The organism is Nocardia brasiliensis ATCC 700358, from assembly GCF_000250675.2.
Lineage (GTDB): Bacteria > Actinomycetota > Actinomycetes > Mycobacteriales > Mycobacteriaceae > Nocardia > Nocardia brasiliensis_B.
This window is the reverse complement of the sequence record NC_018681.1, coordinates 6,187,453-6,212,282: the sequence shown is the minus strand read 5'-3', so window position 1 is coordinate 6,212,282 and position 24,830 is coordinate 6,187,453. Positions and strand designations below refer to the sequence as shown.

Here is a 24,830-nt window from a genome sequence, read left to right as displayed (position 1 = left end):
GGGCCTCCGATCGCGGCTTTCGCCGAGGGTCAGCGCAGCGTGCGGGTGAGTTCCACGGCCCCACCCTGTTTTTCGAGCCAGGTGAGGAAGCCGGCGAGTCCGGTCTCGCGGTCCACGACCGGCCGATAGCCGAAATCGCGTGCGGCGGCGCCGGTGTCGTAGGTCGCGCTGCGCGTCATCAGCGCGACGGCATAGCGCGACAGCGGGGGCGACCAGCGGGTCGCCACGGCCGGGATTCGCCAGATGGTCTCGGTGACGCCGACCACCGCGTTGATCACCTTCGGGTTGGGCTTGCGGCTCGGCGGTTCATACCCCAGCCGGCCGGCCACCGCGCCGAGAAACTCCCACACGTTGGTCTTTTCGGCGTCGGCGATGAAATAGGCCTTGCCGCCCACCGTCGCCGGGCTCGCCGCGGCTTTGACGCACGCGTCGACGATGTTGTCGACGTGGCACAGCGAGGCGTATACGTCGCGCCCGAACGAGATATCGGGCAGCTTGCCGGTGCCGGTGCGACCGAGCAGCCGCACGATCGGGCCGGACCGGTCGCCCGCGCCCCAGATCGCCCGCGGGCGCAGCGCGCAGGTCCGGAAACCCGTGGTGTCCGCGGCCAATACCGCACGTTCGGCGGCGGCCTTGGTCTCGGAATACAGGTTCAGGTAGCGGCGCGGATACGGCACCGACTCGTCGATGTCGAGCTGGTCGCCGCCGTCGTAGTCCATCAGCGCGCTGGGGCTGGAGATGAACACGAACGCCGACGCGCCGCCGCGACGCGCGGCGTCCAGCAGCAACTCGGTGGCTCGGACGTTCTCCTGCCAGAACTGCTCGCGAGTGCCCCGCTCGTCGACCCGGGCGGCGCTGTGGAACACGATGTCGACCCCGCTGGTGGCCTGCACCAGCGACGCGGCATCGGTCAGATCGCCGTAGACCAGCTCGACCTTGTCCACGTCGGGGCCGAGATCGGCCAGATTGCTGGTGCGCCGCACCAGAATCGACACATCGTGCGCGCCGTCGCGGACCAGCCTGCGCACCAGTGCGCCGCCGAGGAAACCGGACGCGCCGGTGACCAGTACTTTGCTCATTGCGTTCGCCACCAAGTCATTCCGAAGATCTGCGTCAGTACGGCCGTTTCGAGCGGGGAGCGGCCCGACCCCTCGGCCGCGCGCAGCGCGGGCCGGATCTGCGCCGCGTGCACCACGATGCTCAGGAACGCGTCGATCCACCACGCGGCGCGCAGCACTCGGTTCGCGGGCACCCGGTCCGTCGCCGCCGCGACGAGCCCGCCCGCCAGGTAGACCCAGCCGAGCACCGGAATCGCCCGCAGTGCCGTCGTTTTCACGCTCATGCGCGCACTCCCAGCTGCTCGCCCGCCCATTGCGCGAGCTGCTCGCGCCCGATCTTGGCGTTGTGCCGGATATCGACCGGGAAGCCGGGGTGGATCAGGAAATCGGCGATCGGCCGGCTGAGGTCGAACTCGGCGCCGCGGGCCCGCAGCGCCGCCCCGACCGCGGCGCCCTCGGCATCGGGCTTCAGTTCGATGCACAGCACCGGCCGCTGCGCGCCCGGCGCGCCCACGCCGACCAGTGCCGTGCGCGCCACGCCCGCAACGGTATTGAAGATCTGTTCCACCTGAACCGTGAACATCGGCCCGTCGGCGGTGACCACCCGCTGACTCTTGCGCCCGCAGAACCAGATGCGGCCCGAGTCGTCGATCCACGCGAGATCGCCGGTGCGGTGCCAGATCCGGTCCCCGTCCACGATCTTGCCCTGCCGGTTCGCCGCGTCCGGCCAGTAGTAGTGCGTGCTGACATTGGGCCCGGCGACGACGAGTTCGCCGATGCCGCGCGACTGCTCGAGGTCACCGGCCAGTTCCTCGGCCTGTGCCCAGGTCGGGATCGCGTCATCGGTGATGGCGACGATCCTGGCGTCGATCCGGTCGGCCGGTCGCCCGATGCAGGTGCCCTCGCCGCGGTGCGTCCGCTCGACCAGGCCGTCGAACAGCTCGCGAGATTCGATGAGCGACATGGGCAGTGCCTCGGTGGACCCGTATCCGGCGAAGATCCGCACGTCCTCGGTCAGCGCCGCGCGCAGGCCCGCGATGCACCAGTCCGGCACCGGCGCGCCACCGGAATAGATGCTGGCCAGCGTCTTCAGCTCGTTCGGCTGCTGCTCCAGGTGGCGCAGCAGCGGAATCAGCAGCGCGGGTGAGGCGAACATCGTTCGCACACCGAAGGTTTCGATGGCGTGCGCGACATGGGCGGGGTCGGTCGAGCCGACCTTGCTCGGGATCAACGGCGGTAGCACACAGCGGGATCCGAGCAGCAGATCGAGAATGCCGACCAGCGGCAAGGTGATCAACGAGGTCTCCGGCGCGATCTCACCGCGCGCGGTGTGCACCTGGTCGATCATCGACGCCAGATTGCCGTGGGTCAGCTCCACCGCTTTGGCGGGTCCGGTACTGCCCGTGGTGAATCCGATGACGAGCACGTCGCCGGGGTCGGCGGGCACTCGGTCCACCGCGGCGCCGCTGGGTGTGGTGCCCCACGCCGAGAGCTTCGCGCCCCGCCAGAACCACCGCTTGCCCACCGTCACCGTGGTGCGAACCTTGCGGAAGCTGCGGCGGAACAGCACGCGCACCGCGTGCGCGGGCGGGATGCCGATGAACGCCTCCGCCTCGACCGCACGCAGGCAGTGCACCATCTTGCGCAGCCCCATGCCCGGATCGATCACCACCGGCACGGCGCCGATCTTCAACAGCGCGAACAGGATCGCGTACAACTCCGGGCTGGGCAGCACGAGCACGATGGTGCGGGTACCGGACCCGACGCCGGACGCGGTGAGCCGTTCGGCGATGGTCTCGGACCAGTCGTCGAGCTCGCGATAGCTGACATGGCGGTAGGCAGGCAGGCCCGCGGCATCCGTGCCGACCGGGTAGATGACGGCTTCTCGATCCGGTTCCGCGCGCGCGAACGCGCGGAACCGGTCGATGGCCTGCCAGTAGGTCGCCGAACTCACGCAGTCGCCCCGGCGAGCGCGGGCAGCCGGTACAGCACCGCCGCGGCCGACGGGCCTGCGCCCGCGGCGACGAACAGCACGTGGCCGAACTCGCGCAGCGTCTCGTCCACGACGGCCCGGTGGTAGGCCTGCGGCAGCGCCGCGGTGTGCGGGTCGCCGTCGGTCAGGTCGGGGGTGCGCACCGCGTCCTCGTCGATCCCGAGCGCGTCCGCGAGTTGCAGCGGGAACTCGGCGGTCGGCGTCGAGGCGATCAGGGCGGTACCCGACAGGTCGCCGTGGCCGGCCTCGTTGAGCGCGGCCAGCGCGGCCTCGACGGCCACGTTCAGCAGTCGCGCGGCGAAGTCCGGCTCCCGCTCGACCGTCATCAGGCCGCGCCCGACGCTGCCCATCGTCGCGGTGTCGACGTAGGCCTCGACGGCGGGCGTGCCCTCGCCGTTCACCGTGTGCACCCGGCCGAAGCCTTCGGGCTCGTCGGTGCGCTCCAGCAGCAGCGCGGCACCCGAAGCGGCATAAGGGAAGTCGTCGGTGGCGGCCTTGCGGGTCATCGACGGATGCGCGTCACCGGAGACGATCAGCACGTGCTCGGCGCTGCCGGTCTCCAGGATCGAGGTGGCCACACCGACCGCGTCGAGCACGCCGGTCGCGCCGTTCATCAGGTCGAACGAGAAGGTCCGCGGATCGTCCTTGGCGTATTCGAGGCCGATGCCCGCCGCCTTCTGGATCAGCGCGGACACGGCCGGTTCCACCGTGTTGGAGTCCCGGAACACCCCGGCGTTGATCAACACGCCGACCTGATCGGGCCGGACACCGGCCCGCTCCAGGCTCTGCTTCGCGGCGCGGCCGCTGTTCTCCACGCTGCTGTTGGTGTCTTCGGCGCGGCTGACGCCGGTGGATTTGATGCGAACGCCCATGGCTGACCTCAGACCTTCAGAGACGAGATGGTGGTGGACAGGAAGCCGGTCACGATGCCGGAGGCGGCCGGGATCATCAGCAGCTTCGAGCCCGCCGGAATGTTCTGCTCGCTGAGCTGATCGTGCAGAACGATGAAATGCGAAGTGGTGGAGGTGTTTCCGTACTTCTCGATGACCCGCAGATCAGGCGGCATCGGGGTGCCGAACTCGCGCTCGCAGATGGCGTTCATCCACGGAATCGCGGCCGCGCCGAACTGGTGGTGGATGACGTAGTCGAACTTCTCGTCGGCGAAGGTGCGGCCCTGGGCTTCCAGATAGTTGATCTGGCTGTTGGTGCCCAAAAGGAAGCGGTCTTCGTTGTGCATTTTGCGGTTGTCGGTATACAGCGCAACACCCTGGCTCTTGTCGCTCGGCATGCCGAGACACAGGTGCGAGTACTCCGAGGCGGTCATCAACTCGATGTAGTGGATCTTGTCGTCGTCGTCCACCGCCTGGTCGAGCACGACCGCCGCGCCCGAGTCGCCCACCGAGAGCGAGGCGAACTGCAGATCGTATTTCTCGGAAATCTCCGCGACCGCGGTGTCGGCGATCGGAGTAATGGCCTCGCCGCTGACCACCATGCCGTTGCGCACGGCCCCGGAACGGATCATCCGATCGAGAATGTAGGTGCCGGTGAGCATTCCGGCGCACGCGTTGGAAACGTCGAAAGTAATGGCCTTCTGCGCTCCGATAAGGCGGCTTATCGACCCCGCGAAGGACGGCTCCATGTACATGCGGGTGGCGTGGTTGCTCCGCGTGATCGAGGTGGAGATGATCACGTCGAGTTCCGCGGCGTCGTATCGTGACCTGGACAGACAGTCCTGCGCCGCCTTCATCGCGATCGCGAACGAGTCCTCGTACGACTCCGGCCTGGTGTCGTGCACGCGACGTTCCTTGACGCCGGTGATCTTCTCGAGATCGAAAGAGGGAGGTTCCTGCAGCCGGGAGAGCAGCTCCTGGGTGGTGACGACATTCGAAGGCAGATAGGCGCCGATGGATTCGAATCGAGAATGCGACACGCGCGCTCCTGAAATCGTGGAGAAAATACGGTTCCGCGATCGTCTCTGATCTTCGGTGCGTCGGACACTACCCGACGGTAACAACAACCGCCTCGGCCCACATGTCCAGTCGCGCATGCATTTTCGAGTATGTGTGCCGTGAGGTATCACTAACTGGTGACCGGCTGGCTATGGTGCGATGACAGCGGCGCGCGCGGGTAAATTTCCGTCGTCTGCAACAGGTTTGACGGTCCGGCGCCGGAGTTGGGCCGATCGTCCCGGTTGGGCGCGCTGGCGGATATGGCTAACTTTTAGCTAACTGCGCCGCGGCGGCTCGGCCTGCGGTACCTCCGGATCTCGGATGTGAGTGACTTCACTGCGAGTCACACGCGATCGTCGGCCGACCGCCTGCACCGGGTGATGCTTGCCGCGTCATCAACTGTGTTGAGGCTGAAGGGAACCCGTGTTCGCGGCTGGGGAGGGGGCGATCGGCGACCGCCGGATACATCGGATGAATTCTTGCCCTAGGTGGCTGAATTGGCCGAAGAGCGCACTCGGGCAACGTTTTCCAGCACGGTCGCGGCGTGCTCGTCGAATCGTTCTCGGGAGACCGGGATCTCGCCGTCCAGCCAGGGCCGGTAGAGATAGGCCAGCGCGCCGAAGATGGCGCTGGCGTTGAGTGCGCTGTCGTGCTCGTCGGGTCCGGGGTCGGTGTAGTCGCCGGCGCCGATCGTCAAGGCGATCGGCGCCGTGAATAATCCGATGAGCTGGTTGGCGCGGGGCATGAGCACCGGGGTGGCCTGCGATTCGACGAACATGATCCGGCCGCGGCGCCGATCCTCGGTGAGGTAGTCGGTGAACACGGTGACCAGGTGCCGGAACATGGCGGCGCGCTGGATCGGGGCCGAGGGTAACGCCGCGAGTAGTCGGTCCCGGGCGCCGAGCACCACGGTGTCGAGCACGGTGGTGAGCAATGCGTCGAGATTGGGAAAACTCTCGTAGAAATAGCGTTCGGTGAGCCCGGCCTGCCTGCATACTCCGCGCATCGAGGTGTCCGCCGCGCCGATCGTCGCCATCAGTTCGGTGCACGCCTCGATCAGCTGGTCGCGGCGCATGGCGACCCGAGCGGCGGGGGACCGGCCACGCCAGCGGCGCATCCCGGGGATCGCTCCGTCGTCTTCGGCGGCCATGGCGCCATCTTCTCACAGCTCCGATGTCGACATCGGGTGATGTTGACAGCACTTGATGTCATCAATAGATTGCGAGAACGCTTGTGCTTCGCCGATCAGAGATGAGGATGCGAGATGGGCTCTACTGGCTACGTCGATCAGCCGCAGGTGCGTCGCACATGCGCCGTGACCTTCGAGTTCGGTACGGGCCCAGCCGCTTTCCGCTCCGGCGAGCCGACGATCACGCCGCGCGTCGCGCTGCGGCGGCCGGTGCAGCCGGCCGGGCAACGTCCCGCGATGCTCGCCGAGACATTACCGCAGTCACTGCGCCGCAACGGTTTCGAGGTCGTCGTCGACCGGATCGAGCCCGAGGCCGACGGCGTCGTCAGCCTGCGGCTGCGCGATCCGGATGGGGATGCCTTGCCCGCTTGGACGCCAGGGGCGCATATCGAGCTGTGTCTGCCGTCCGGTCGGCTGCGGCAGTATTCGCTGACGAACGACCCGGCCGACCGGGAGTACTACCGCATCGCGGTGCGCTATCTCGAGCACGGCGACGGCGGCTCGCGTGAGGTGCACGAGCGGTTGCGCGTCGGCGACCGGCTGCCGATCCGTGGGCCGCGCAACGCCTTTGCGCTGCTGGCCGCTGCGCGTTATCTATTCGTCGCCGGTGGGATCGGAATCACGCCGATCCTGCCGATGGTCGTTGCCGCCGAGCGCGCCGGAACACCCTGGCGGCTCATGTATTTCGGCCGATCGCGGGCCAGGATGCCGTTCCTGTGCGAGCTGGCCCGGCTCACCGGCGGGGATGTGGTGGTACGCCCAGACGACGAATTCGGCCTGCCCGATCCGCGCATGATCTTCGCGCAGACACCCACGGGCGCCGCGGTGTACGTCTGCGGCCCGCCGGTGCTCGCCGAGGCCGGCCGGGAACTGCTCGCCCTGCACGACCCGACCGCCACCGTGCATACCGAACGTTTCGCCCCGGCGCCGATGCGGGACAACGCATCCCAATGAACCTGTGGACTCGGCGATCAACGACGCTCGCCGGGTTCGCGGGGCTGAAACGTACGAGTGCGCTCGGGTCAGTGCGGGAAGATACCGGGCAGATCCAGCGCATACGCGAGATCGGCGCGGGTGCCGAGGGTGGTCAGCAGCACCCGGATCATGGTGAGCCGGGCCTCGGCGACGGTCGCCGGATCGGGCTCCGCGCCGGGTGCGGTGCCGGACGAGATCCGATAGACGACGTACTCGCAGACGTGCAGGGCCGCGTCGAGGTCGATCGGGCTCGGGACCGGCCGGCCCAGCTCGGTGAAGGTCGCGCGGACCAGGTTTCGGATGTCGTCGAGCGCGCGTTCCCGGTAGGCGGACACCGGCGAGGCGGGGTCGTGTAGTTCGGCGAACAGCGGCCGCAGCATCGCGCCGTGCCCGCCGGCCCAGGCCAGATAGGCGTCGATCAGCCGGATGCCCAGCTCGACGGGTTCGTCGGTGCCGGCGAGGGCCGCGGCGATACCGTCGACCAGCCCGGCGTTCGAGGTTTCCAGCAGGACGTGCAGCGGCTCGGTCGCGTTGCCGAAGTAACGGTAGAAGGTCGGCCTGGCCAGCCCGGCCTGCTCGATGATCTGCGCGACGCTCAGTCCGCGAGAACCGTTGCGGGTGAACACTTCCGCGGTGGCCAGCACGATGCGGGCGCGCACCTCCTCGGCCTGCTCCCGGGTCTGCGGCGGGCGGCCCCGCCGCGTGGTCGCCTCGGTCACGACGCGGCGCCACCCCCATGGTGCTGCCTCACAGTCGGCAGCCTGCCATGTCTGTGTTCCATGACGAACAGCTTGACACGAAGCGCGGCATGTCCATTAATCTAACACTAGTGTTCAGTTAATGGCACGCAGATCGAGAGGGCCGACGATGACCACCGCCTCCCCGCTGGCTGCCGCCGACGCCCTGCCGTCGGCGCTGGTCCAGCCCCTGCTCGAGCGTGCCGTCGCGGGCGGCGCGCCCGCCGTCGAGGTGTTCGCCCCCGCCACCGGACGCAAGATCGCCGATCTGCCCCAGTCCTCGGTCGCCGATATCGACCGCGCCTTCGCGACCGCGCGGGCGGTGCAGCAGGAATGGGCGCGCCGCCCGGTCCGGGAGCGGGCCGCCGTGCTGCGTCGCTTCCACGACATCGTGCTGGCCGAGCAGGATGTCGTGCTCGACATCGTGCAGACCGAGACCGGCAAGTCCCGGGCGCACGCCTTCGACGAGGTCGGCGATGTCGCGGTCAATGCCAGGTACTACGCGCAGGTCGCCCCGAAACTGCTCGCCACCCGCAAGCCACGCGGTGTGCTGCCGGTGCTGACCCGGGTCGACGTGCGGCACCGCCCGAAGGGCGTGGTCGCGGTCATCTCACCGTGGAACTACCCGCTCGCCCTCGCCGTCTCCGACGCGCTGCCCGCCCTGGTCGCGGGCAACGCGGTGGTGGCGCGACCGGACAACCAGACCGCGCTCATCGCGCTGTGGGCGATCGACGCCGCCGAACGGGCCGGGCTGCCGAAAGGGTTGTGGCAGGCGGTACTCGGCCGCGGTTCGGTGATCGGCGGCGAGGTGATCGGCCGCGCAGACTATGTCGACTACACCGGTTCCAGCGCCACCGGCCGCACCATCGCGCGACAGGCGGGCGAGCGGCTCATCGGCTACTCGCTCGAACTCGGCGGGAAGAACCCGCTGGTGGTGCTGGCCGACGCCGACGTGGCGCGGGCGGCCAAGATCGCCATTCGCGCCTGCTTCGCGTCGGCCGGGCAGCTCTGCGAATCGATGGAGCGAATCTATGTGCACGAGAAGGTATATGACCAGTTCGTCCGCGAATTCGTCGGGCACGTCGAGAAAATTACGCTCGGCGCGGACCTGAACTTCGACAGCGACATGGGCTCGCTCACCTTCCCACGCCAATTGGACACGGTCCGAACGCATGTCGAGGACGCGGTGGCCAAGGGCGCGACGGTGCTCGCGGGCGGCCGGGCGCGCCCCGAGCTGGGGCCGTACTTCTATGAGCCGACCGTGCTGAGCGGGGTGCGTCCCGGTATGACGGTGTATCGCGAGGAAACCTTCGGCCCGGTCGTCTCGATCTATCGGGTCGCCAGTGACGACGAGGCGGTCGAACAGGCCAACGACACCGCCTACGGCCTCAACGCCAGCGTGTGGACGAAGGACACCGAGCGGGGCCGCGCGGTCGCGGCCCGGATCAACGCCGGATCGGTGAACGTCAACGAGGGCTTCATCGCGGCCTGGGGCAGTGCCGACGCGCCGTCGGGCGGACTCGGCATCTCCGGCACCGGTCGCCGGCACGGCCCCGAGGGCCTGCTGAAATACATCGACACCCAGACCATCGCGGTGCAGCGGGTGCTGCCGATCGCGCCGTTGCCCGGCATGTCCGAACAGCTGTGGGCCAAAACCATGACGCTCTACTTCGGCGTCATGAAAACACTGCGCCAGAAATGACTCCGGCGATACCGAGCAAAGACAGGGGACGGATGAAACTCGACACGGTTGCGGGTAAGAGGGTGCTCGTCACGGGTGCCGCCATGGGCCTGGGCAAGCTGTTCGCCGAACGCGCGGTGCGCGAGGGCGCGGCCGCCGTAGTGCTGTGGGACATCAACGAGGTGGCGCTGAAGGAGACCGCCGCCGAGCTGACCGCGCAGGGCGGCGACATCCACCACTTCGTGGTCGACGTGTCGGCGCCGCAGGCCATCGCCGAGGCGGCGGAGTCGGTCCGCGCCGAGGTCGGCGGCATCGACATCCTGGTCAACAACGCCGGCATCGTGCGCGGCAACAGTTACTTCTGGGACACCGAGAACCGGGCCGATATCGCGCAGACGATGGCCATCAACGCGCACGCCCCCATGTACGTCACGCTGGAATTCCTGCCCGCCATGGTGGCCGGCTCGACCGAGGCGCGCGTGCTGACCATCGCGTCGTCGGCGGGTCTGGTGTCCAATCCGCGGATGAGCGTCTACGCGGCGTCCAAGTGGGCGGCGCTCGGCTGGTCCGATTCGGTGCGCATCGAACTCGAGCAGGCGGGTCACCAGCACGTCAAGGTGACCACCGTCTGCCCGACCTACATCAACACCGGCATGTTCGACGGCGCGAAGGGCTTCCTGTTCACGCCGATCCTGGAGCAGGACGAGGTGGTGGACACCTCGTGGCGCGAGATGAAGAACGGGACGCCGCTGGTGATCCTGCCCTGGACCTCACGGCTCAACAAGGCGATCTCCGGGCTGCTCCCGATCAAGCTGCGCGACCTGTTCCTCAACTCGGTCGGCGTCTACCACTCCATGGACCAGTTCACCGGCCGCAAGAAGTAGCGCCTCACCCGGTCGGTTTGGTGCCGATCACGACGGTGGCGTACTGCTCCGGCGAGGTGGCGATCCGGCCGGCGAGACCGTGCTCGGCCAGCACCGCGAGCGCGGATTCTGTCTGTGCCGCATCGGCTTCCACCAGCAGGTGGCCGCCGGGGGCGAGCCATGACCGCGCGCCCGCGGCGACGCGGCGGAAGATGTCGAGACCGTCGGGCCCGCCGTCCAGCGCGGCGCGCGGTTCGTGGTCCCTGGCCTCCGGGGGCATCCGCGCGATCATGTCGGACGGAACGTACGGGGTGTTGGCGAGCAGGATATCGATGCAGCCGAGCAGTTCCTCGGGGAGCGGATCGAAGAGGTCGCCCTGATAGACCGGGGCGCCGAGCGCGGTCAGGTTGCGGCGCGCGCAGTCCACCGCGACCGGATCGATATCGGCGGCGGCCAGCGTCGCGGGCCGCTGCTCGGCCGCGAGGATGGTGGCCAGGGCCAAGCCCAAAGCGCCTGAGCCGCAACACAGATCGACCACCATCTGATGCCGGGTCCGGGTGCGAGCCAGCGCGGCCGCTTCCTCGACCAGGAACGCGGTGCGTTGCCGCGGCACGAAGACGCCCGGCGCGACCACGACGCGTAAGCCGTGGAACTCGGCCCAGCCGAGCAGGTGCTCCAGCGGCGTGCCCGCCACCCGCCGGGCCACCAGGTCGTCCAGATCGGCGCCGGTGTCGGCCGCGGCGGCGGTGAGCAGGCGGGCCTCGTCCTCGGCGAAAACGCATCCCGCCGCCCGCAGCGTCGCGACCACCTCGGTTCTGCCTGCCATCACCCGGCCATACTGCCGTGCCCGGATCAGGTCTGGCCAGCGGTTATTCGGTGACCTCGCGCACGGAGCCGCCCAGCGGGGTCAGCGTGCGGTATCCAGTTGGAAGGTGCGGGTGGCGTCGAGGTAGATGCCGCGCTGCGATTGGCGCGAGGGCGGCGGCAGCTGCGAGACCAGTTGATCCAGCGACGTGGTCGCGCCGACCACCCGGGTGCCCGCGACGATGAAATCGGCGACCGCGCGCCGGATGTGGTTGGGGGAGGTGACCACCACCGCGCTGGTCGCGCCGACATCGCGCAACATCCTGGTGGCGAACAACGCGTTCTGCACGGTCGAGCCGGCCCGGTTCTCCACGTGGATGCGAGTCGGCGGTACCCCGTGCCCGATCAGCCAACCGGCCATGGCATCGGCCTCGGCGATCCCGTTCTGCGGGTTGCCGCCGGTCACCACGATCGGCGACAACGGTGCCGCGATCGACTGCAGCCAGGCCGCGATCAAGCGATTCACCAGTTCGGGGCGCAGCGCGCCGTCCGGTAGCAGCCCGTAGCCGAGCACGACGATCCCGGTCTCCGGGCCGATCAGCGCGGGCATCGGGTTGGGCAGCGTGCCGACCGCCGCGCCGATGGCGCCGAGCACATTGTTGGTACCCGCCGCCAATTGCGGATCGAGGAGGTTCAACCGCGCCATCGCGTCGGCCAGCGCGGGCAGGTCGTTCGCGTAGTGCGACCAGATCGCTTGCAGGGCAAGGGCTTCGGCGTCGTTGGGGTCCGCGCCGATCAGGTTGCGCAGGTCGGCGCGGCCCGCGACGTCGTCACCGTCGGTGAAGTTGCGCTGGGCGGAGTTGTAGAGGGCGTCCGTCTCCGGTCCGGCCGCGGCCGGAACCGCGGACAGCGCGGTGAGGGTGAGCGCCGCGAGCACCGTCGCGGCGAGATGTGTCCAGTGCCTCGAGATCTTCACTACAGTCGACACCTTTCCGCGAATCAAACCGGGTTGGGCACGTGCTGGCAGTTAGCCGGGGGCAAGCAGTGCCCACCATACGGCGGGTTGATCTGGAAATCACGTATTAACCGGGGGGATTCTGAGTTTGATTTTTGGGCACGCGGACAAACCGGGCGCCGTCGGCGGGCGACTTGCCGCAGATGTCCGATGCGCCTTCGGCGCGGGCCGGAGCCGTTGGGCGGTCCCGCCGCGCGCGCCCGATAAGGTGTCACAACGTGGATACCGTTTCGCTGACCGGCAAGGAACTCGCCGCCGCCCTCAACGCCGACACCAAGCAGCGCGCCGCCGCGCACGCCGAGTCCGGTGCCGCACCGCGCCTGGCGCTGATCGTGGCGAACGACGACCCGGCCAGCGCCTGGTACGTCAACTCGCTGCGCAAGGCCGCCGAGCGGCTCGGAATCGCTTGCGATACTGTCGATCTCGGTGCCGATGCGAGTGCGGAGACGATCCGCGCGGAACTCGCGGCGCGCAGCGCGGATCCTGCGACCGACGGGATCATGCTGCAGACGCCGCTGCCCGCGGGCATCGCGCTGGAGGACGTGAGTTCCGCGATCGCCGCGCCGAAGGATGTCGACGGGGTGAGCCCGCTCTCGCTCGGCCTGCTCGCCTCCGGGCTCGAGGGTTTCGTCGCCGCGACCTCCGAGTCGGTCGTCGAATTGCTGAAGCACCATCAGGTCCCGCTCGCCGGTAAGCATGTCGCGGTCGTCGGCCGCTCCAATATCGTCGGCAAGCCGCTGGCCCAGCTGCTGCTCGCGGAGAACGCCACGGTCACCGTCTGCCATTCGAAGACCACCGATCTGCCCGCCGTCACCTCGACCGCCGATATCGTCGTCGCCGCCGCGGGCCGGATCGGCCTGGTCACCGGCAAGCACATCCGCGAGGGTGCGGTGGTGGTCGACGTCGGCACCAACGAGGCCGCCGACGGCGGCATCGTCGGCGATGTCGACGCGGAATCGGTGCGCGGCAAGGCTGCCGCCCTCACCCCGGTCCCCGGTGGCATCGGCCCGGTGACCACCGCCCTGCTGATGCGGCACGTCGTCGTCGCGGCGGAGCGCGCCCGCCGCTGACCTTTCCGAGGCGCAGCTCCCTCGGCACTTCCGACGGCCGGACCCGGCCCGCAAGGCCCGGGTCCGGCCGTCGGCGTATTTCCGCCCTCCGATCGTGGCTGTCGTGAAACTCTTGTGCGTCAGGTCACAGCATGAGTAGCATGCTACTCATCAAGTGAGACATGTTACTTAAGCAAGTGGCATGCCATCGCAGCTTGGCTCTGTGCTGTGGAGGAAAGAAAAATGGATGTGCTGCAGGCGAATACGATCCGGAAGATCACCCGCCGGATCGTGCCGCTGCTGGTGATCGGCTACATCGTGAGCTACATCGACCGGATCAATGTCAGCTTCGCGAAGTTCGGGATGGAAGAGACGTTCGGGATGAGCGCGACCCAGTACGGGTTCGTCGCGGGCATCTTCTTCGTCGGCTACGTGCTCGCCGAGGTACCGAGCAACATCATCATGACCAAGGTCGGCGCGCGGATCTGGCTCAGCCGGATCCTGGTGACCTGGGGCATCATCGCGACCCTGACCGCGTTCGCGGTCAACGTGGAGATGGTCTACCTGCTGCGCTTCCTGCTCGGCGTGGCCGAGGCGGGCTTCTTCCCCGGCATCATCGTGTATCTCACCCGCTGGTATCCGAATGCCGAACGCACCAAAGTGATTTCGACCGTCATGGTGGCGATCCCGGTGGCCAGCGTGCTCGGCAGCCCGCTCAACGGCTGGATTCTCGACACCTTCGACGGCGCACTGGGATTGGACGGCTGGCGCTGGGTGTTCATCGTCGGCGGCATCCCGGCGGTGCTGCTCGGCGTCGTGTTCTTCTTCGGGCTCACCGAGACGCCCGCGCAGGCGAAATGGCTCAGCGACGCCGAACGGGCTTGGCTCACCGAGACATTGGCGGCCGAGAACGCCGAACGCGCGCAGACCGCTCCCGCCGGGCATCTCGCCGCACTGCGGAACAAGCGCGTCCTCGCGCTGTGTCTGGCCTACTTCCTGCTGCTGTGCGGTGCGTACCCGCTGGCGTACTGGATGCCGACGGTGGTCAAGGAGGTCGGGCACGGCCTGAGCAGCACGCAGATCGGCTGGCTGTCGGCGGTGCCGTTCCTGCTCGCCGCGATCGGGATGTATGTGACCGGGCGGTTGGTGCGCGACGAACGGTCCTCGAAACCGGTGCTGGTCGCCCTGGCGATCTCGGTGGTCGCGTTCACCGTGACGGCGTTCGCGCTCGGCTCGCCGCTGCTCGCGTTCACCGCGATCACCGTGGCCACCATGGCGGCGCAGACGGCGAAGCCGCTGTTCTGGGCGGTGCCGACGGCGTATCTGGCCGGGGTCGGCGCGGCCAGCGGTATCGCGCTGATCAATTCGCTCGGCAACGCGGCCGGGTTCGTCAGTCCGTACGCGTTCGGCTGGATCAAGGACGCGTCCGGCGGGCACACCAGTTTCGCGATCGCGGTGATGATCCTGGCCAACGTGGGCGCGCTGGGCGTGGTCGGCGCGATCGCGGTGCGGTCGAAGGCGCGTCGCGCCTCGAAGGTGCCGAGCGCCTGAGCGACTATGCTGGTGAATCGCCCGGGGCCGCTGTGCCACGGGCGTTTTCCCGTTGCGTCGGTCCATTGAAGAGGTGCCTTGTCGGAGGATGCGGTAGACAGCAAGTCCGAGCAGATCGCGGCCGAGATCCGGGACGCGATCCGGCAGGGGCGGCTCGAGCGTGGCGTGCTGTATTCGTCGCGTGAACTGGGCGAACGGTTCGGGGCGTCGCGGACGCCGGTGCGCGAGGCGCTGTTGAAGCTGGCCGATCTGGGTCTGGTCAAGATCGAACGCAATCGGGGCGCGCGCATACTCGGCCAGGACGGGCGCGGCATCGTCGACCTGTGCAGCCTGCGCGTGCTGCTGGAGCCGCCGGCCTGTCGCAGCGCCGCGGCGGTGATGACCAGCCGCGACGACGAGGCGATGCTGGCCGAATACCGGATCATGGAACGCACCGCCGACGGCGGCGCCGAATACTTCGCCGCCGACGAACGCCTGCACGAACTGATCCTGGAGGCCAGCGGCAATCGCCGGCTGGCCAAGTTCGTCGCCGAACTGCGCCAGACGCTCGCCCTGGACGGCAGGCACAGCGTGCCGCGGTATCAGACCGTGGACACGGCCCTGAAGGACCACTGGGACATCATCGACGCCCTGCGCAAACGCGACGGCGTCGCGGCCGAACGCGCGATGCGCAAGCATCTGGTCCGCTCCGGCGACCTGCTCGTCGCGCACAGCAGCGCCGACAATCGCGGCCTGGTCGGCGAATGGCGCCGCTGGGTCTCGGTCTCGGTCCCCGAAGGCGACCAAGTCACCTACTGACCGGCCTCTTTGCCGTCCCGTGGCCGACCTCTAAATGAGAGTTGCATGCTACTAATGGCGAGTAGTATGTTTCTCATATCAAGTGGGCTGCTACTCGGCAGCTGGTCCGGCGAAGGGACATTCGTGAATTCCAACTCTTATGCGGCGTCGGTCGCCAGAGGTATCTGGGCGGCGGAGGTGGATCTGGTCGGGTACGTGCCGTCGGTGAGCGTGGCGCCCGTCATCAATGCGCTGGTGGAGACCAGCGGGGGTGCGGCGGGCCGGTCCGAGCGGGTCTTTCCGCTGTCCAGGGAGGAGGAGGCGGCGGGCGTGCTCGGCGCACTGCCGCTCACCGGCAAGCTCGGCGCGATCGTCATGCAGGACAACGGCTTCGGTAACGCGCTGACCGCGCTGACCACCTTCAACCTGGCCTACCACCTGCCGCTGCTGATCGTCGCGAACACGCGCGGCGGCCTCGGCGAATACAACTCGATGATCCACACCTTCAGCCAGCACGTTCCCGGCGTGCTCGCGCGTTTCGGGCTCCCGTTCTTCGAAGTGGACCGGCGCAGTACGGCTTCGGATTGGGAACAGGTGGTAACCGAGGCGGGCGTACACGCGCGCATGACATTTCGGCCGGTGGTGGTGCTCGCCCACTTCTGGGCGACCGACGGAAAGGCCGCGTGACATGCAACGCATCGACGCCCTGCGACTGCTCGCCGCGCAAACCGCCGACCTGCCCGTCGTCGTGACCTGCGCCGCCTCCAGCCGGGAACTGGCCGCGGTCGCCGACCGTCCGAACCACCTGTATCTGCTCGATGCGATGGGCCTGGCCGGTTCGGTGGCCACCGGGATCGCCCTGGGTCTCGCCGATACCGGGGTGCCGAAGGTAGTGACCGTCGAGGGTGACGGTTCCCTGCTGATGAACCCGAATGTGCTTGCCACGGGCGGGTTCCTGCGCCCCTCGAAGCTGGTGCTGGTGCTGCTGGACAACGGCGTCTACGGCGCGACCGCGAACCTGCCGACCTACGGTTCGCGCATCGACCTGGGGGAGTTGGCGACCGCGGCGGGCTGGACCGTGCTGCGGGCCGCCGATCCCGAACAGCTGTCGGCCCGGCTCGCCGAATCGCTGACCCTGGACGGCCCGGTGTTCCTGCATGTGCGCATCGCGGTGGGCAACGCGACCGGTGTGCCGAAGCTGCTGGAGAATCCGGTGGTGCTCGGCCGCCGGTTCCAGGACTGGCTGGCGGCCCGGGTGACCGAGGCGGCCCGATGATCACCACGATCGACCCGGCCACCGGAAACCCGCTCGAGGCTTACGCTTTCACCCCCGACCATCAGCTGTCCACCCTGCTGAACCGGGCCGTCACGGCCGCGCGCCGGGCCGCCGACGAGCCGGTCGCGGACCGGGCCGACCGGCTGCGCCTGCTGGCCGCCCGCCTGCGCGCCGACGCGCCGATGCTGGCGGCGTTGATCACCACCGAGATGGGCAAACCCATCACCCAGGCCGCGGCGGAACTCGAGAAGTGCGCCGCCACTTGCGATTACTATGCCGACCGGGTCGCCGACCTGCTGCGGCCGCAAGCGGTCGACGTGTTCCCGGAGAGTGGGCAGATCCGCGTCCGGCCGCTGGGCGTGCTGCTCGCGATCATGCCGTGGAACTACCCGTTCTGGCAGGTGTTCCGGTCGATGCTGCCCGCCCTCGCGATCGGGAACACGGTGCTGCTCAAGCACGCCGACAATGTCACCGGCTGCGCCGTCGCCGTGCAGCGGCTGTTCGACGAGGTGTGCGGCACCGGCGTGCTGACCAGTGTGATGCTGCCGCCGGACCGGATCGGCCCGCTCATCGACGACGCCCGCATCGCCGCCGTCGCGTTCACCGGCAGCAACCGGGTCGGCGCGATCGTCGGTGCGCGCGCGGGCGCGGCGGTGAAGAAGGTCGTGCTGGAACTCGGCGGCTCCGATCCGTTCATCGTGCTGTCCGACGCCGATATCGCGGCCGCCGCGGCCGCGGCGGTGCGCTCCCGGTTCCTCAACGTCGGGCAGAGCTGCATCGCCGCGAAACGAATCATCGTCGAACAGCGTGTTTTTCCCGATTTCACCGACGCCATGGTGGCCGAGCTGGACCAGCTCGTCGTCGGCGACCCGATGCTGCCCGGCATCGATATCGGGCCGATGGCGCGAGCCGACCTGCGCGACGAGCTGCGCAGGCAGCTGACCGCGACGCTGGCCGCGGGCGGCACGGTATTGACCGGCGGCGCTGCCGATTCCGGGCCGGGCGCCTGGTTCCCGCCGACGATCGTGACCGTGCCGGACACGTATGCCGTTGCCTTCCAAGAGGAAACCTTCGGCCCGCTCGGCGCGGTGCTGCCGGTCGCTTCGGCGGCCGCGGCCCTCACGGCCGCCAATGCGTCCGCCTACGGCCTGAGCTGTTCGATCTGGGGCGAAGACCTCGGGCGGGTACAGCAACTCGCGGACCGGGTCGCGGCGGGTTCCGTCTTCGTCAACCGCATCTCCGAATCCGACCCGCGCCTGCCCGTCGGCGGGGTCAAGGCCAGCGGGCACGGCCGGGAGCTGAGCAGCTACGGCGCCACCGAATTCGCCAACATCCAGGCGGTACGCACCGCCTCTTCCGCGAGGAGCAGTCGATGACCATCACCCGTGTCCGAGCCCGCGTCGTCGGTATCCCGGTCGACAAGCCGACCCGAATGTCCAACCGCGACTTGACCGATCGGCATTACGTGCTGGTCGAGATCACCGACGACAGCGGTGCCACCGGGATCGGTTACACCTACGCCGGGACCAGCGGCGGGATGCTCACCAAGTGTGCGATCGATGACGTGCTGGCCCCGGTGTACCTCGGCGCGGACCACAACGACGTGTCCGGCCTGTGGAGTCTGGCCTATCAGGAGGCGCTGCTGGCCGGCCGGCGCGGCGCGGTGCTGCGGGCGCTCTCGGCGATCGACATCGCGCTGTGGGATCTGCGCGCGAAACGGGCGAGCCTGCCGCTGGTGAGCCTGCTCGGCGGCGCGACGGCGCCGCTGCCCGCCTACGCGTCGGGCGGCTACTACCGGCCCGACGAGGGCGAGTGGACGCAGGCGGTGCGCAAGGAGATCGAATTCAATGCGGGCCAAGGCTTTACCGATCACAAGATCAAGGTCGGCGGCCTGAGCGTGGCCGAGGACGCGCGCCGGGTGGCCGCCGCGATCGAGGCCATCGGCGACACCGGCCGGCTCGCGCTCGACGCCAACAACGCCTACCGCTCCGTGCACGAAGCCCGCACCGCCATCGAGGCTTTCGAGCGCGCGGCCGGCGAGCACGGGCTGTGGTGGTTCGAGGAACCGCTCGCCCCGGACGCGATCGCCGGGCACGGCGAACTGGCCGCGCAGATCCGCACCCCCGTCGCCACCGGCGAAATCCACCAGACGCGTTGGGAATTCCGTCAGCTCATCGAATCGAATGCGGCTGCGATCCTGCAGGCCGACGCCGGTGTGGTCGGCGGCGTCACCGAATGGCTGCGGGTGGCGCACGCCGCGGACGCCTTCGGCTTGCAGATGGCGCCGCACTGGCACCACAACCTGCACGTGCACCTGTGCGGCGCGGTGAGCAACACGCTCGTGGTCGAGTACTTCGCGCTGGAGAAGGGCATCTACAACTTCGAACGGTTGCTCACGCCCGAGACCCGGCTGCGCTACGGGGCCAACCAGGTGCACATCCCGTCGCGTCCCGGGCTCGGCATCGAATTCGACGAGCGGGCCGTCGCCGAGTACGAATTCGCCTGACGCTCCGGCTCATTGGCCGGGACTGATGGCACTGATCAGTGTGCGCGCGCCGTCTTTGGTGGTGGTGACCAGCTGCGGGTTGTAGGTGACCGGGGTGCGGCCGGGCCGGTTCTCGGTCACCACCACCATGTACTGCCCGGCGAACGCGCCCGGCGTGATCGCGACGCAGTAGGTGGTGCCCGCCGGGATGCTGTCGATACCGCGCTGGATGGCCTCGGCCGACTCCACCGCGGCATCGGGGGTCGTGGCCGCACGGACTTCTTCGCCGGAACGCGCGACGTAGTACGCGTGCTGGAAAGCGAAGATCGCGGCCGGGCCGGAATCGAATCCACCCGGATCGTTGCCCTTGATCCGGTTACCGACCCGCTCGGCCTCGCACGGTGCGCCCGGCGCGGCGGCGGGCACCAGGGTCTGCGTCGGCGCGGCCGAGGTGTCCGGTGCGGAGTTGCCGCCGAACACCACGAACGCGACGGCCGCCAGCGCGCCGACCACGACCACGCCCAGCGCGGGGATCAGCCACCGCCTCGCCGAACGCCTGCCGCGGGACCGGTCGATCAGCCCGCTGAACTCGTCTTCGAAATAGCCGGACTCGTAACCGGGTTCGTAGGCCGGCCCGGGCTCCGGTTCCGGCAGCCGGTCCATCCAATCCGAGTACGCCCCCTGATATCGGTCGTCGGGTCCGGACTGCTGGTCCGGCTCGCCGCGTCGCATCATCTGTGGCCCCCGCCCGTAATCGTTGTCGGGCCGTGAGCCCATCTCCGGTCGATCCATCGCCCCACCTTCTTCAGGTCATACCGCCAGGTTATCCGCAGCGTTCCCGGAATGCAGCAACGCTCGGACCCGCAAGTCCCGCCGGCGACGCCGTCGCCCCGGGCAGAATACTGCTCATTTGCGGGCGTACCCGCTGATCGGGGAGGTACCGGTCGGTAAGTCTCGCGAAATGGGCGAATTGACTGAATCGAGTCCCGGGGATCGGGCAAGTCGACAGTGCTAGCAGGTTGCGGTGTCCAGGGCAGCCAGCAGAGTGCGCAGGGTTTCGCGCTGCTCCGGGGTGAGGGTCGCGAAGAGTTCCTCGGCGGCTTCGCGACGTGCTTCGGCCATGCGGCCGAGGGTGGCGCGACCGGCGTCGGTGAGCGTGACGAGGGTGGCGCGGCGGCTGGCCGGATCGGTCGTGCGGTGCACCAGACCTGCGGCGCTGAGCGCGTCGACGACGGTGGTCGCCGAGCGGGGCACGATCCCGAGCCGGTCGGCCAGCGCGGTCATTCGCAGCGGTTCTTGCTGGTGGCCGATGATCCGCAAGGCGCGGGCCTGAGCAGGGGTGAGGCCGAGCGGGGCGAGCCGGGACGACTGATTGCGGCGGATACGTTTGGCCGCGCGCAGGAACAGTTCGGGGAGGTCGGTCTCGGCGGTCTCCATGATTCTGAGCATAACTCATTGTTTCGGGAACAATTATGAGTCATGCTCAGTTTCATGACGTAGTTCCTCGGAAGGAGCCGCCTATGCAGCCCCCAGCTCAGCTTCGCCGGATCGTCCGGCTGTTCCACCCCTATCGGGCCCGTCTGGCCGCCGTTGCCGCGCTGGTCGGCCTGTCCTCGGTGGTCGCGCTGGCCTCGCCGTTCATGTTGCGCGCGGTGCTCGACGACGCGCTGCCGCACGGGCGCACCGGCCTGCTCACCCTGCTCGCCGCGGGCATGGTCGCGGTCGCGGCGCTGACCAGTGTGTTCGGCGTCTTGCAGACCTACATCTCGACCACCGTCGGCCAGGACGTGATGCACGATCTGCGTTCGGCGGTGTACGCGCAGTTGCAGCGAATGCCGTTGTCCTTCTTCGCCAGAACGCGCACCGGTGAGGTGCAGTCGCGCATCGCCAACGATATCGGCGGCATGCAGTCCACCGTCACCTCCACCGCGACCTCGCTCGTCTCGAACTTCACCACGGTGCTCGCCGCGATCGTCGCCATGATCGTGCTGGACTGGCGGCTCACGCTGGTCTCGCTGATCATGCTGCCGTTCTTCGTCTGGGTGAGCCGCCGGGTCGGCAACGAGCGCCGCAAGATCACCGCCCAGCGCCAGCAGAAGCTGGCGGGCATGTCGGCGATCGTGGAGGAGTCGCTCTCGGTGAGCGGCATCCTGCTCGGCCGCACGATGGGCCGCTCGCCCGCGCTGGTAGACGGTTTCGCGCGCGAATCACGCGGGCTGGTCGATCTGGAGATCCGCGCGAGCATGGCGGGGCGGTGGCGGCAGTCGACCATCACGATCGTCATGTCGGCGATGCCCGCGGTGATCTACTGGGCGGCGGGACTGACCGTCACGGCGGGCAAGCCGCTGGTGTCGATCGGCACGCTGGTCGCGTTCACCACCTTGCAGACCACGCTGCTGCGCCCGATGGTGCAGTTGCTCTCCACCGGCGTCGAGGTGCAGAGTTCGCTCGCGCTGTTCGGCCGGATCTTCGAATACCTCGATCTGAAACCGGATATCGAGGAACCCGCGCGGCCGGTCCCGCTCGGTCCGGTGTCCGGCGCGGTGCGCTTCGAACACGTCGGGTTCGCCTATGGGGCGGGCGATCGAGAGGTGTTGCGCGATATCGACATCAGCGTGCCGGCTGGGACGAGTCTGGCCGTCGTCGGCGAAACCGGTTCCGGTAAGACCACACTCGGCTACCTCGTGGCCCGGCTCTACGACGTGAGTTCCGGACGGATCACGATCGACGGAAAAGATGTGCGCGAGTTGTCCTTCGCCGATCTCGCCGGTGCGGTCGGCGTGGTCTCCCAGGAGACCTACCTGTTCCACGCCTCGGTCGCGGACAACCTGCGTTTCGCGAAACCCGATGCGACAGACCAGGAACTGCACGCCGCCGCGCGCGCCGCACAGATCCACGACCACATCATGAGCCTGCCCGAGGGCTACGCCACCATGGTGGGCGAACGCGGTTACCGCTTCTCCGGCGGCGAGAAGCAGCGGCTGGCGGTGGCCCGTGCGATCCTGCGCGATCCGCCGATCCTGGTGCTCGACGAGGCGACCAGCGCCTTGGACACCCGCACCGAGCAGCAGGTGCAGCAGGCCATCGACGCGCTCTCGGCCGGCCGCACCACGATCACCATCGCGCACCGCCTGTCCACCATCCGCGACGCCGACCAGATCGTCGTGCTCGACCACGGGCGCGTCGTGGAGAGCGGCACGCACGACGAACTCATGGCGCGCGAAAACCGGTACGCGGCTTTGGTTTCCCGCAACGAGGCGCTACCTGCCGCGGCGTGAGCGCGGTCAGGACGAGGTCGGGCACACCCGGAGATGCTCGACCAGGAAGGCGGTTTCGTCGGCCACGACCTGCTCGAAATCGGGCGACACGTAGATGTCGAAGTGGCCCGCCCGGTACTCGTGCACCTCGACGTTCGGGCCGGCGGCCGCGGCGTAGCGCAGGGTGCGGCCGGGCGGTGCGACGCTGTCGGTCAGGCAGACGCCGAGAAAGACCGGGCAGCCGATCTTGCGCAGGCTGCGGCCGGGCCGGTACAGGGGGAGGGTGAGTCCGATCCGCGCGGCGATCGCATCGTGGTGGGTGTACTCGTCGGGCACCAGGCCGGTGTAGCCGGGGGCGGCGTCCGGCGCGTTCATCAGGGCCGTCGTGCCCGGCGCGCCGGTCAACGGGACGGTGACCGGCGCGCGGCGCAGCGCGGCCGCGCCGACGTCCAGACCGGCCCGGACCGCGATGCCCAGCAGCGGCCGCAACCCGACGGTCGTCGCCGAGGCCGGTCCGTCGGTGAACGGGCACTGCGCGACGACCGCCGCGACGCGACGGTCCCGCGCCGCCACTCGCAGCACGTGGCCGCCGCTGAAAGACGTTCCGAACAAAGCGATTCGGGACGGATCGATCCCGTCGAGGGTGCTCGCGTAGTCGATCGCCGCCGACCAGTCCGCCAACTGGCGGCCGATGCTCAGCAGTTGGCGCGGTGTGCCGTCACTAGCGCCGAAATGCCGATAGTCGAAGACCAGGGCGGCGATGCCCGCGGCAGCGAAGTGTGCGGCGAAGGCGTCGAGGCGCATCTCCTTCACCGCGCCGAGTCCGTGGGCCAGCACGACCAGGGGGACGTCACCGTCCGCGGCTTCGGGGCGATACAGCCAGCCGCGCAGTGTCGTTCCGTGCGAACGGAATTCGATGTCCGAACGTGGTGCCATCCGTCAGCTCCTGATGCCATCGAAAGAGACCGTGTGTCCCATTTGCTCGATCATGGCACGAATCGGAGCTGTAGTACCGGGTGGCGCCCGTCACAGCCGTTCGGCCGCCGTCACCGCGCTCGCGTGCGGTGACGGCAGTGACTGCTCACCAGTGCGTGGTGACGGGATCGCCGATATTGATGGTGTAGTAGACCCACGCGGCGTCGTCGGGGGCCAGGTTGATGCAGCCGTGGCTCACGTTCGAGTTGCCCTGCTGCTCCACCGACCACGGCGCTGAGTGGATGTACACCCCGCCCCAGGTCAGACGCTCGGCGAATTCGCCGTTGATCACGTAGCCCTCGGGCGAACTCAGCGGGATGCCGATGGTCCTGGAATCGAACACGACCGAGCGCGCCTTCTCCAGCACCGGGAACCGGCCGGACGGCGTCTCGAACCCGGGCTTGCCCATCGAGGCGGGCATTGTCCTGGACTCGCCGCCGACGGTCAGCGTGAAGGTGTGGGCGGACATGTCGGCGTCACCGTAAACGCCTACGTTGGTACGGAATTCGGTGCGGGCCTGGCCGACGCCGACGCTGATGCGGGCGCTGGCGGGCAGGTACCCCGTCGGCGTCCAGACGACCTCCCGGTCGGTCGTCCACGCGAACGTGCCGGGCAGCGGATCGGTGGCCCGGATATCGACGGTGCGTTCCGTGGCCGCCCGGTCGGTGACCGGTTGCGCGAACCGGATGGTGACCGGGTGGGCGACGCCCACCACCTGTCCGTCGGACGGCCCGATCAGTTCGATCGGATTCGCCGTCGCCGTACCGGCCATGCCGGCCGTCGCGGTGCCGGACCACCAGATGGCCATTGCCGCGACCAAGATCATCAAGAACAGATACCGGAGCACATTTCTCATGGCTCCACCCCTTACGAGATATGGGTAGGCAAGAATGCAATTTTAGGCCTCATGATCAACTCGGTCCACGAATCGATCCCGGCCGTAGTCCAGTCGTAATCGGACCATGCCCCTCTCTATGTTGCCTACCCGCCTTATCGGCCGCCAAACCCGCCGAAAGTCGCACCAAACGATCGTTCGTGCAGATCAGCGGCCTGCGCGCAGCATGTGGGCGGTAGTGATCGGCGAATACGTCGAGTTCCAGGAGTGTCATTTCGACGGTCCGGCGGTGCGGATCTCGCAGGACGACACCGCCCTGGGCGGTTGTGGGAGCGCAATGCTCGAAGGCGGGGTCCATCAG

The 24,830-nt window shown here is 68.6% G+C and carries 24 protein-coding genes; 11 read left to right on the top strand and 13 right to left on the bottom strand.

Going from position 1 to position 24,830, the window contains the following annotated elements:
• Window positions 1–29 precede the first annotated feature (29 nt).
• From O3I_RS27355 to O3I_RS27330, 6 genes are all read right to left on the bottom strand, one after another.
• The gene (locus O3I_RS27355; RefSeq protein WP_014986246.1) at window positions 30–1,079 is read right to left on the bottom strand and encodes an NAD-dependent epimerase/dehydratase family protein; all 1,050 of its coding nucleotides are present in this window, start codon (window positions 1,077–1,079) and stop codon (window positions 30–32) included.
• On the bottom strand, window positions 1,076–1,342 hold the full coding sequence (locus O3I_RS27350) for a hypothetical protein (RefSeq protein ID WP_014986245.1): 267 nt from the start codon (window positions 1,340–1,342) through the stop codon (window positions 1,076–1,078). The genes O3I_RS27355 and O3I_RS27350 overlap by 4 nt, the downstream gene beginning before the upstream one ends.
• Window positions 1,339–3,012, bottom strand: a complete 1,674-nt coding sequence (locus tag O3I_RS27345) for a fatty acid CoA ligase family protein (RefSeq protein ID WP_014986244.1) — start codon at window positions 3,010–3,012, stop codon at window positions 1,339–1,341. The genes O3I_RS27350 and O3I_RS27345 overlap by 4 nt, the downstream gene beginning before the upstream one ends.
• Window positions 3,009–3,923 (bottom strand): hypothetical protein, encoded by a 915-nt coding sequence (locus O3I_RS27340; RefSeq protein WP_014986243.1) that lies wholly within the window; start codon window positions 3,921–3,923, stop codon window positions 3,009–3,011. Before O3I_RS27340 ends, O3I_RS27345 begins: the two co-directional genes overlap by 4 nt.
• Window positions 3,924–3,931: 8 nt before the next feature.
• Window positions 3,932–4,981, bottom strand: coding sequence for a 3-oxoacyl-ACP synthase III family protein (locus O3I_RS27335; protein WP_014986242.1), 1,050 nt, complete (start codon window positions 4,979–4,981; stop codon window positions 3,932–3,934).
• A 503-nt stretch (window positions 4,982–5,484) separates the two neighbouring features.
• Window positions 5,485–6,150: a TetR/AcrR family transcriptional regulator gene (locus O3I_RS27330; protein ID WP_014986241.1), complete on the bottom strand. Its 666-nt coding sequence runs from the start codon at window positions 6,148–6,150 to the stop codon at window positions 5,485–5,487.
• Window positions 6,151–6,264: 114 nt separating this feature from the next.
• Here O3I_RS27330 and O3I_RS27325 point away from each other — a divergent pair, with 114 nt between their 5' ends.
• Window positions 6,265–7,143 (top strand): ferredoxin reductase, encoded by an 879-nt coding sequence (locus tag O3I_RS27325; protein WP_014986240.1) that lies wholly within the window; start codon window positions 6,265–6,267, stop codon window positions 7,141–7,143.
• 68 nt (window positions 7,144–7,211) lie between these two features.
• On the opposite strand, the gene O3I_RS27320 is transcribed toward O3I_RS27325, so the two are convergent.
• Window positions 7,212–7,883, bottom strand: a complete 672-nt coding sequence (locus tag O3I_RS27320) for a TetR/AcrR family transcriptional regulator (protein ID WP_014986239.1) — start codon at window positions 7,881–7,883, stop codon at window positions 7,212–7,214.
• A 148-nt stretch (window positions 7,884–8,031) separates the two neighbouring features.
• Between O3I_RS27320 and O3I_RS27315 the strand changes: the two genes are divergently transcribed.
• Window positions 8,032–9,603 (top strand): succinic semialdehyde dehydrogenase, encoded by a 1,572-nt coding sequence (locus O3I_RS27315; RefSeq protein ID WP_014986238.1) that lies wholly within the window; start codon window positions 8,032–8,034, stop codon window positions 9,601–9,603.
• 32 nt (window positions 9,604–9,635) lie between these two features.
• Entirely contained in the window at window positions 9,636–10,466 is an 831-nt protein-coding gene (locus O3I_RS27310; RefSeq protein WP_014986237.1) for an SDR family NAD(P)-dependent oxidoreductase, read from the top strand.
• A 4-nt stretch (window positions 10,467–10,470) separates the two neighbouring features.
• On the opposite strand, the gene O3I_RS27305 is transcribed toward O3I_RS27310, so the two are convergent.
• The gene (locus O3I_RS27305; protein WP_014986236.1) at window positions 10,471–11,271 is read right to left on the bottom strand and encodes a putative protein N(5)-glutamine methyltransferase; all 801 of its coding nucleotides are present in this window, start codon (window positions 11,269–11,271) and stop codon (window positions 10,471–10,473) included.
• Window positions 11,272–11,352: 81 nt separating this feature from the next.
• A complete protein-coding gene (locus O3I_RS27300; RefSeq protein WP_014986235.1) occupies window positions 11,353–12,225 on the bottom strand; it encodes a YdcF family protein in 873 nt (290 codons plus the stop codon).
• A gap of 257 nt (window positions 12,226–12,482) precedes the next feature.
• Between O3I_RS27300 and O3I_RS27295 the strand changes: the two genes are divergently transcribed.
• From O3I_RS27295 to O3I_RS27265, 7 genes are all read left to right on the top strand, one after another.
• Complete coding sequence (locus O3I_RS27295) at window positions 12,483–13,334, top strand: bifunctional 5,10-methylenetetrahydrofolate dehydrogenase/5,10-methenyltetrahydrofolate cyclohydrolase (protein ID WP_014986234.1); 852 nt, start codon at window positions 12,483–12,485, stop codon at window positions 13,332–13,334.
• A gap of 222 nt (window positions 13,335–13,556) precedes the next feature.
• The gene (locus O3I_RS27290) at window positions 13,557–14,864 is read left to right on the top strand and encodes an MFS transporter (protein WP_014986233.1); all 1,308 of its coding nucleotides are present in this window, start codon (window positions 13,557–13,559) and stop codon (window positions 14,862–14,864) included.
• A 78-nt stretch (window positions 14,865–14,942) separates the two neighbouring features.
• Window positions 14,943–15,662, top strand: a complete 720-nt coding sequence (locus O3I_RS27285; RefSeq protein WP_014986232.1) for a GntR family transcriptional regulator — start codon at window positions 14,943–14,945, stop codon at window positions 15,660–15,662.
• Between the two features lie 123 nt (window positions 15,663–15,785).
• The gene (locus O3I_RS27280) at window positions 15,786–16,328 is read left to right on the top strand and encodes a Sulfopyruvate decarboxylase subunit alpha (protein ID WP_014986231.1); all 543 of its coding nucleotides are present in this window, start codon (window positions 15,786–15,788) and stop codon (window positions 16,326–16,328) included.
• A 1-nt stretch (window position 16,329) separates the two neighbouring features.
• Window positions 16,330–16,917, top strand: coding sequence for a thiamine pyrophosphate-dependent enzyme (locus O3I_RS27275; RefSeq protein WP_014986230.1), 588 nt, complete (start codon window positions 16,330–16,332; stop codon window positions 16,915–16,917).
• Window positions 16,914–18,293 carry an aldehyde dehydrogenase family protein gene (locus O3I_RS27270; protein WP_014986229.1) on the top strand — a complete coding sequence of 460 codons (1,380 nt, stop codon included), beginning with the start codon at window positions 16,914–16,916 and terminating at the stop codon, window positions 18,291–18,293. Before O3I_RS27275 ends, O3I_RS27270 begins: the two co-directional genes overlap by 4 nt.
• Complete coding sequence (locus O3I_RS27265) at window positions 18,290–19,423, top strand: mandelate racemase/muconate lactonizing enzyme family protein (RefSeq protein WP_014986228.1); 1,134 nt, start codon at window positions 18,290–18,292, stop codon at window positions 19,421–19,423. Before O3I_RS27270 ends, O3I_RS27265 begins: the two co-directional genes overlap by 4 nt.
• A 9-nt stretch (window positions 19,424–19,432) precedes the next feature.
• Here O3I_RS27265 and O3I_RS43040 read toward each other — a convergent pair whose 3' ends face one another.
• Window positions 19,433–20,194, bottom strand: coding sequence for a hypothetical protein (locus O3I_RS43040; protein ID WP_014986227.1), 762 nt, complete (start codon window positions 20,192–20,194; stop codon window positions 19,433–19,435).
• 219 nt (window positions 20,195–20,413) lie between these two features.
• Window positions 20,414–20,839: a MarR family winged helix-turn-helix transcriptional regulator gene (locus O3I_RS27255; RefSeq protein ID WP_141692196.1), complete on the bottom strand. Its 426-nt coding sequence runs from the start codon at window positions 20,837–20,839 to the stop codon at window positions 20,414–20,416.
• A gap of 83 nt (window positions 20,840–20,922) precedes the next feature.
• On the opposite strand from O3I_RS27255, the gene O3I_RS27250 reads away from it, so the two are divergent.
• A complete protein-coding gene (locus O3I_RS27250; protein WP_014986225.1) occupies window positions 20,923–22,680 on the top strand; it encodes an ABC transporter ATP-binding protein in 1,758 nt (585 codons plus the stop codon).
• 6 nt (window positions 22,681–22,686) lie between these two features.
• Here O3I_RS27250 and O3I_RS27245 read toward each other — a convergent pair whose 3' ends face one another.
• Both O3I_RS27245 and O3I_RS27240 read right to left on the bottom strand, forming a co-directional pair.
• The gene (locus tag O3I_RS27245; protein WP_014986224.1) at window positions 22,687–23,595 is read right to left on the bottom strand and encodes an alpha/beta hydrolase; all 909 of its coding nucleotides are present in this window, start codon (window positions 23,593–23,595) and stop codon (window positions 22,687–22,689) included.
• A gap of 145 nt (window positions 23,596–23,740) precedes the next feature.
• Window positions 23,741–24,490: a L,D-transpeptidase gene (locus O3I_RS27240; protein WP_014986223.1), complete on the bottom strand. Its 750-nt coding sequence runs from the start codon at window positions 24,488–24,490 to the stop codon at window positions 23,741–23,743.
• Window positions 24,491–24,830: the final 340 nt, after the last annotated feature.

What these genes read in the sequence shown, in the direction of transcription:
- O3I_RS27355 (WP_014986246.1), bottom strand. Translation starts at nt 1,079, where the DNA reads ATGAGCAAAGTACTGGTCACCGGCGCGTCCGGTTTCCTCGGCGGCGCA.
- O3I_RS27350 (WP_014986245.1), bottom strand. Translation starts at nt 1,342, where the DNA reads ATGAGCGTGAAAACGACGGCACTGCGGGCGATTCCGGTGCTCGGCTGG.
- O3I_RS27340 (WP_014986243.1), bottom strand. Translation starts at nt 3,923, where the DNA reads ATGGGCGTTCGCATCAAATCCACCGGCGTCAGCCGCGCCGAAGACACC.
- O3I_RS27330 (WP_014986241.1), bottom strand. Translation starts at nt 6,150, where the DNA reads ATGGCCGCCGAAGACGACGGAGCGATCCCCGGGATGCGCCGCTGGCGT.
- O3I_RS27325 (WP_014986240.1), top strand. Translation starts at nt 6,265, where the DNA reads ATGGGCTCTACTGGCTACGTCGATCAGCCGCAGGTGCGTCGCACATGC.
- O3I_RS27315 (WP_014986238.1), top strand. Translation starts at nt 8,032, where the DNA reads ATGACCACCGCCTCCCCGCTGGCTGCCGCCGACGCCCTGCCGTCGGCG.
- O3I_RS27310 (WP_014986237.1), top strand. Translation starts at nt 9,636, where the DNA reads ATGAAACTCGACACGGTTGCGGGTAAGAGGGTGCTCGTCACGGGTGCC.
- O3I_RS27305 (WP_014986236.1), bottom strand. Translation starts at nt 11,271, where the DNA reads ATGGCAGGCAGAACCGAGGTGGTCGCGACGCTGCGGGCGGCGGGATGC.
- O3I_RS27290 (WP_014986233.1), top strand. Translation starts at nt 13,557, where the DNA reads ATGGATGTGCTGCAGGCGAATACGATCCGGAAGATCACCCGCCGGATC.
- O3I_RS27275 (WP_014986230.1), top strand. Translation starts at nt 16,330, where the DNA reads ATGCAACGCATCGACGCCCTGCGACTGCTCGCCGCGCAAACCGCCGAC.
- O3I_RS27270 (WP_014986229.1), top strand. Translation starts at nt 16,914, where the DNA reads ATGATCACCACGATCGACCCGGCCACCGGAAACCCGCTCGAGGCTTAC.
- O3I_RS27265 (WP_014986228.1), top strand. Translation starts at nt 18,290, where the DNA reads ATGACCATCACCCGTGTCCGAGCCCGCGTCGTCGGTATCCCGGTCGAC.
- O3I_RS43040 (WP_014986227.1), bottom strand. Translation starts at nt 20,194, where the DNA reads ATGGATCGACCGGAGATGGGCTCACGGCCCGACAACGATTACGGGCGG.
- O3I_RS27255 (WP_141692196.1), bottom strand. Translation starts at nt 20,839, where the DNA reads ATGGAGACCGCCGAGACCGACCTCCCCGAACTGTTCCTGCGCGCGGCC.
- O3I_RS27250 (WP_014986225.1), top strand. Translation starts at nt 20,923, where the DNA reads ATGCAGCCCCCAGCTCAGCTTCGCCGGATCGTCCGGCTGTTCCACCCC.
- O3I_RS27245 (WP_014986224.1), bottom strand. Translation starts at nt 23,595, where the DNA reads ATGGCACCACGTTCGGACATCGAATTCCGTTCGCACGGAACGACACTG.
- O3I_RS27240 (WP_014986223.1), bottom strand. Translation starts at nt 24,490, where the DNA reads ATGAGAAATGTGCTCCGGTATCTGTTCTTGATGATCTTGGTCGCGGCA.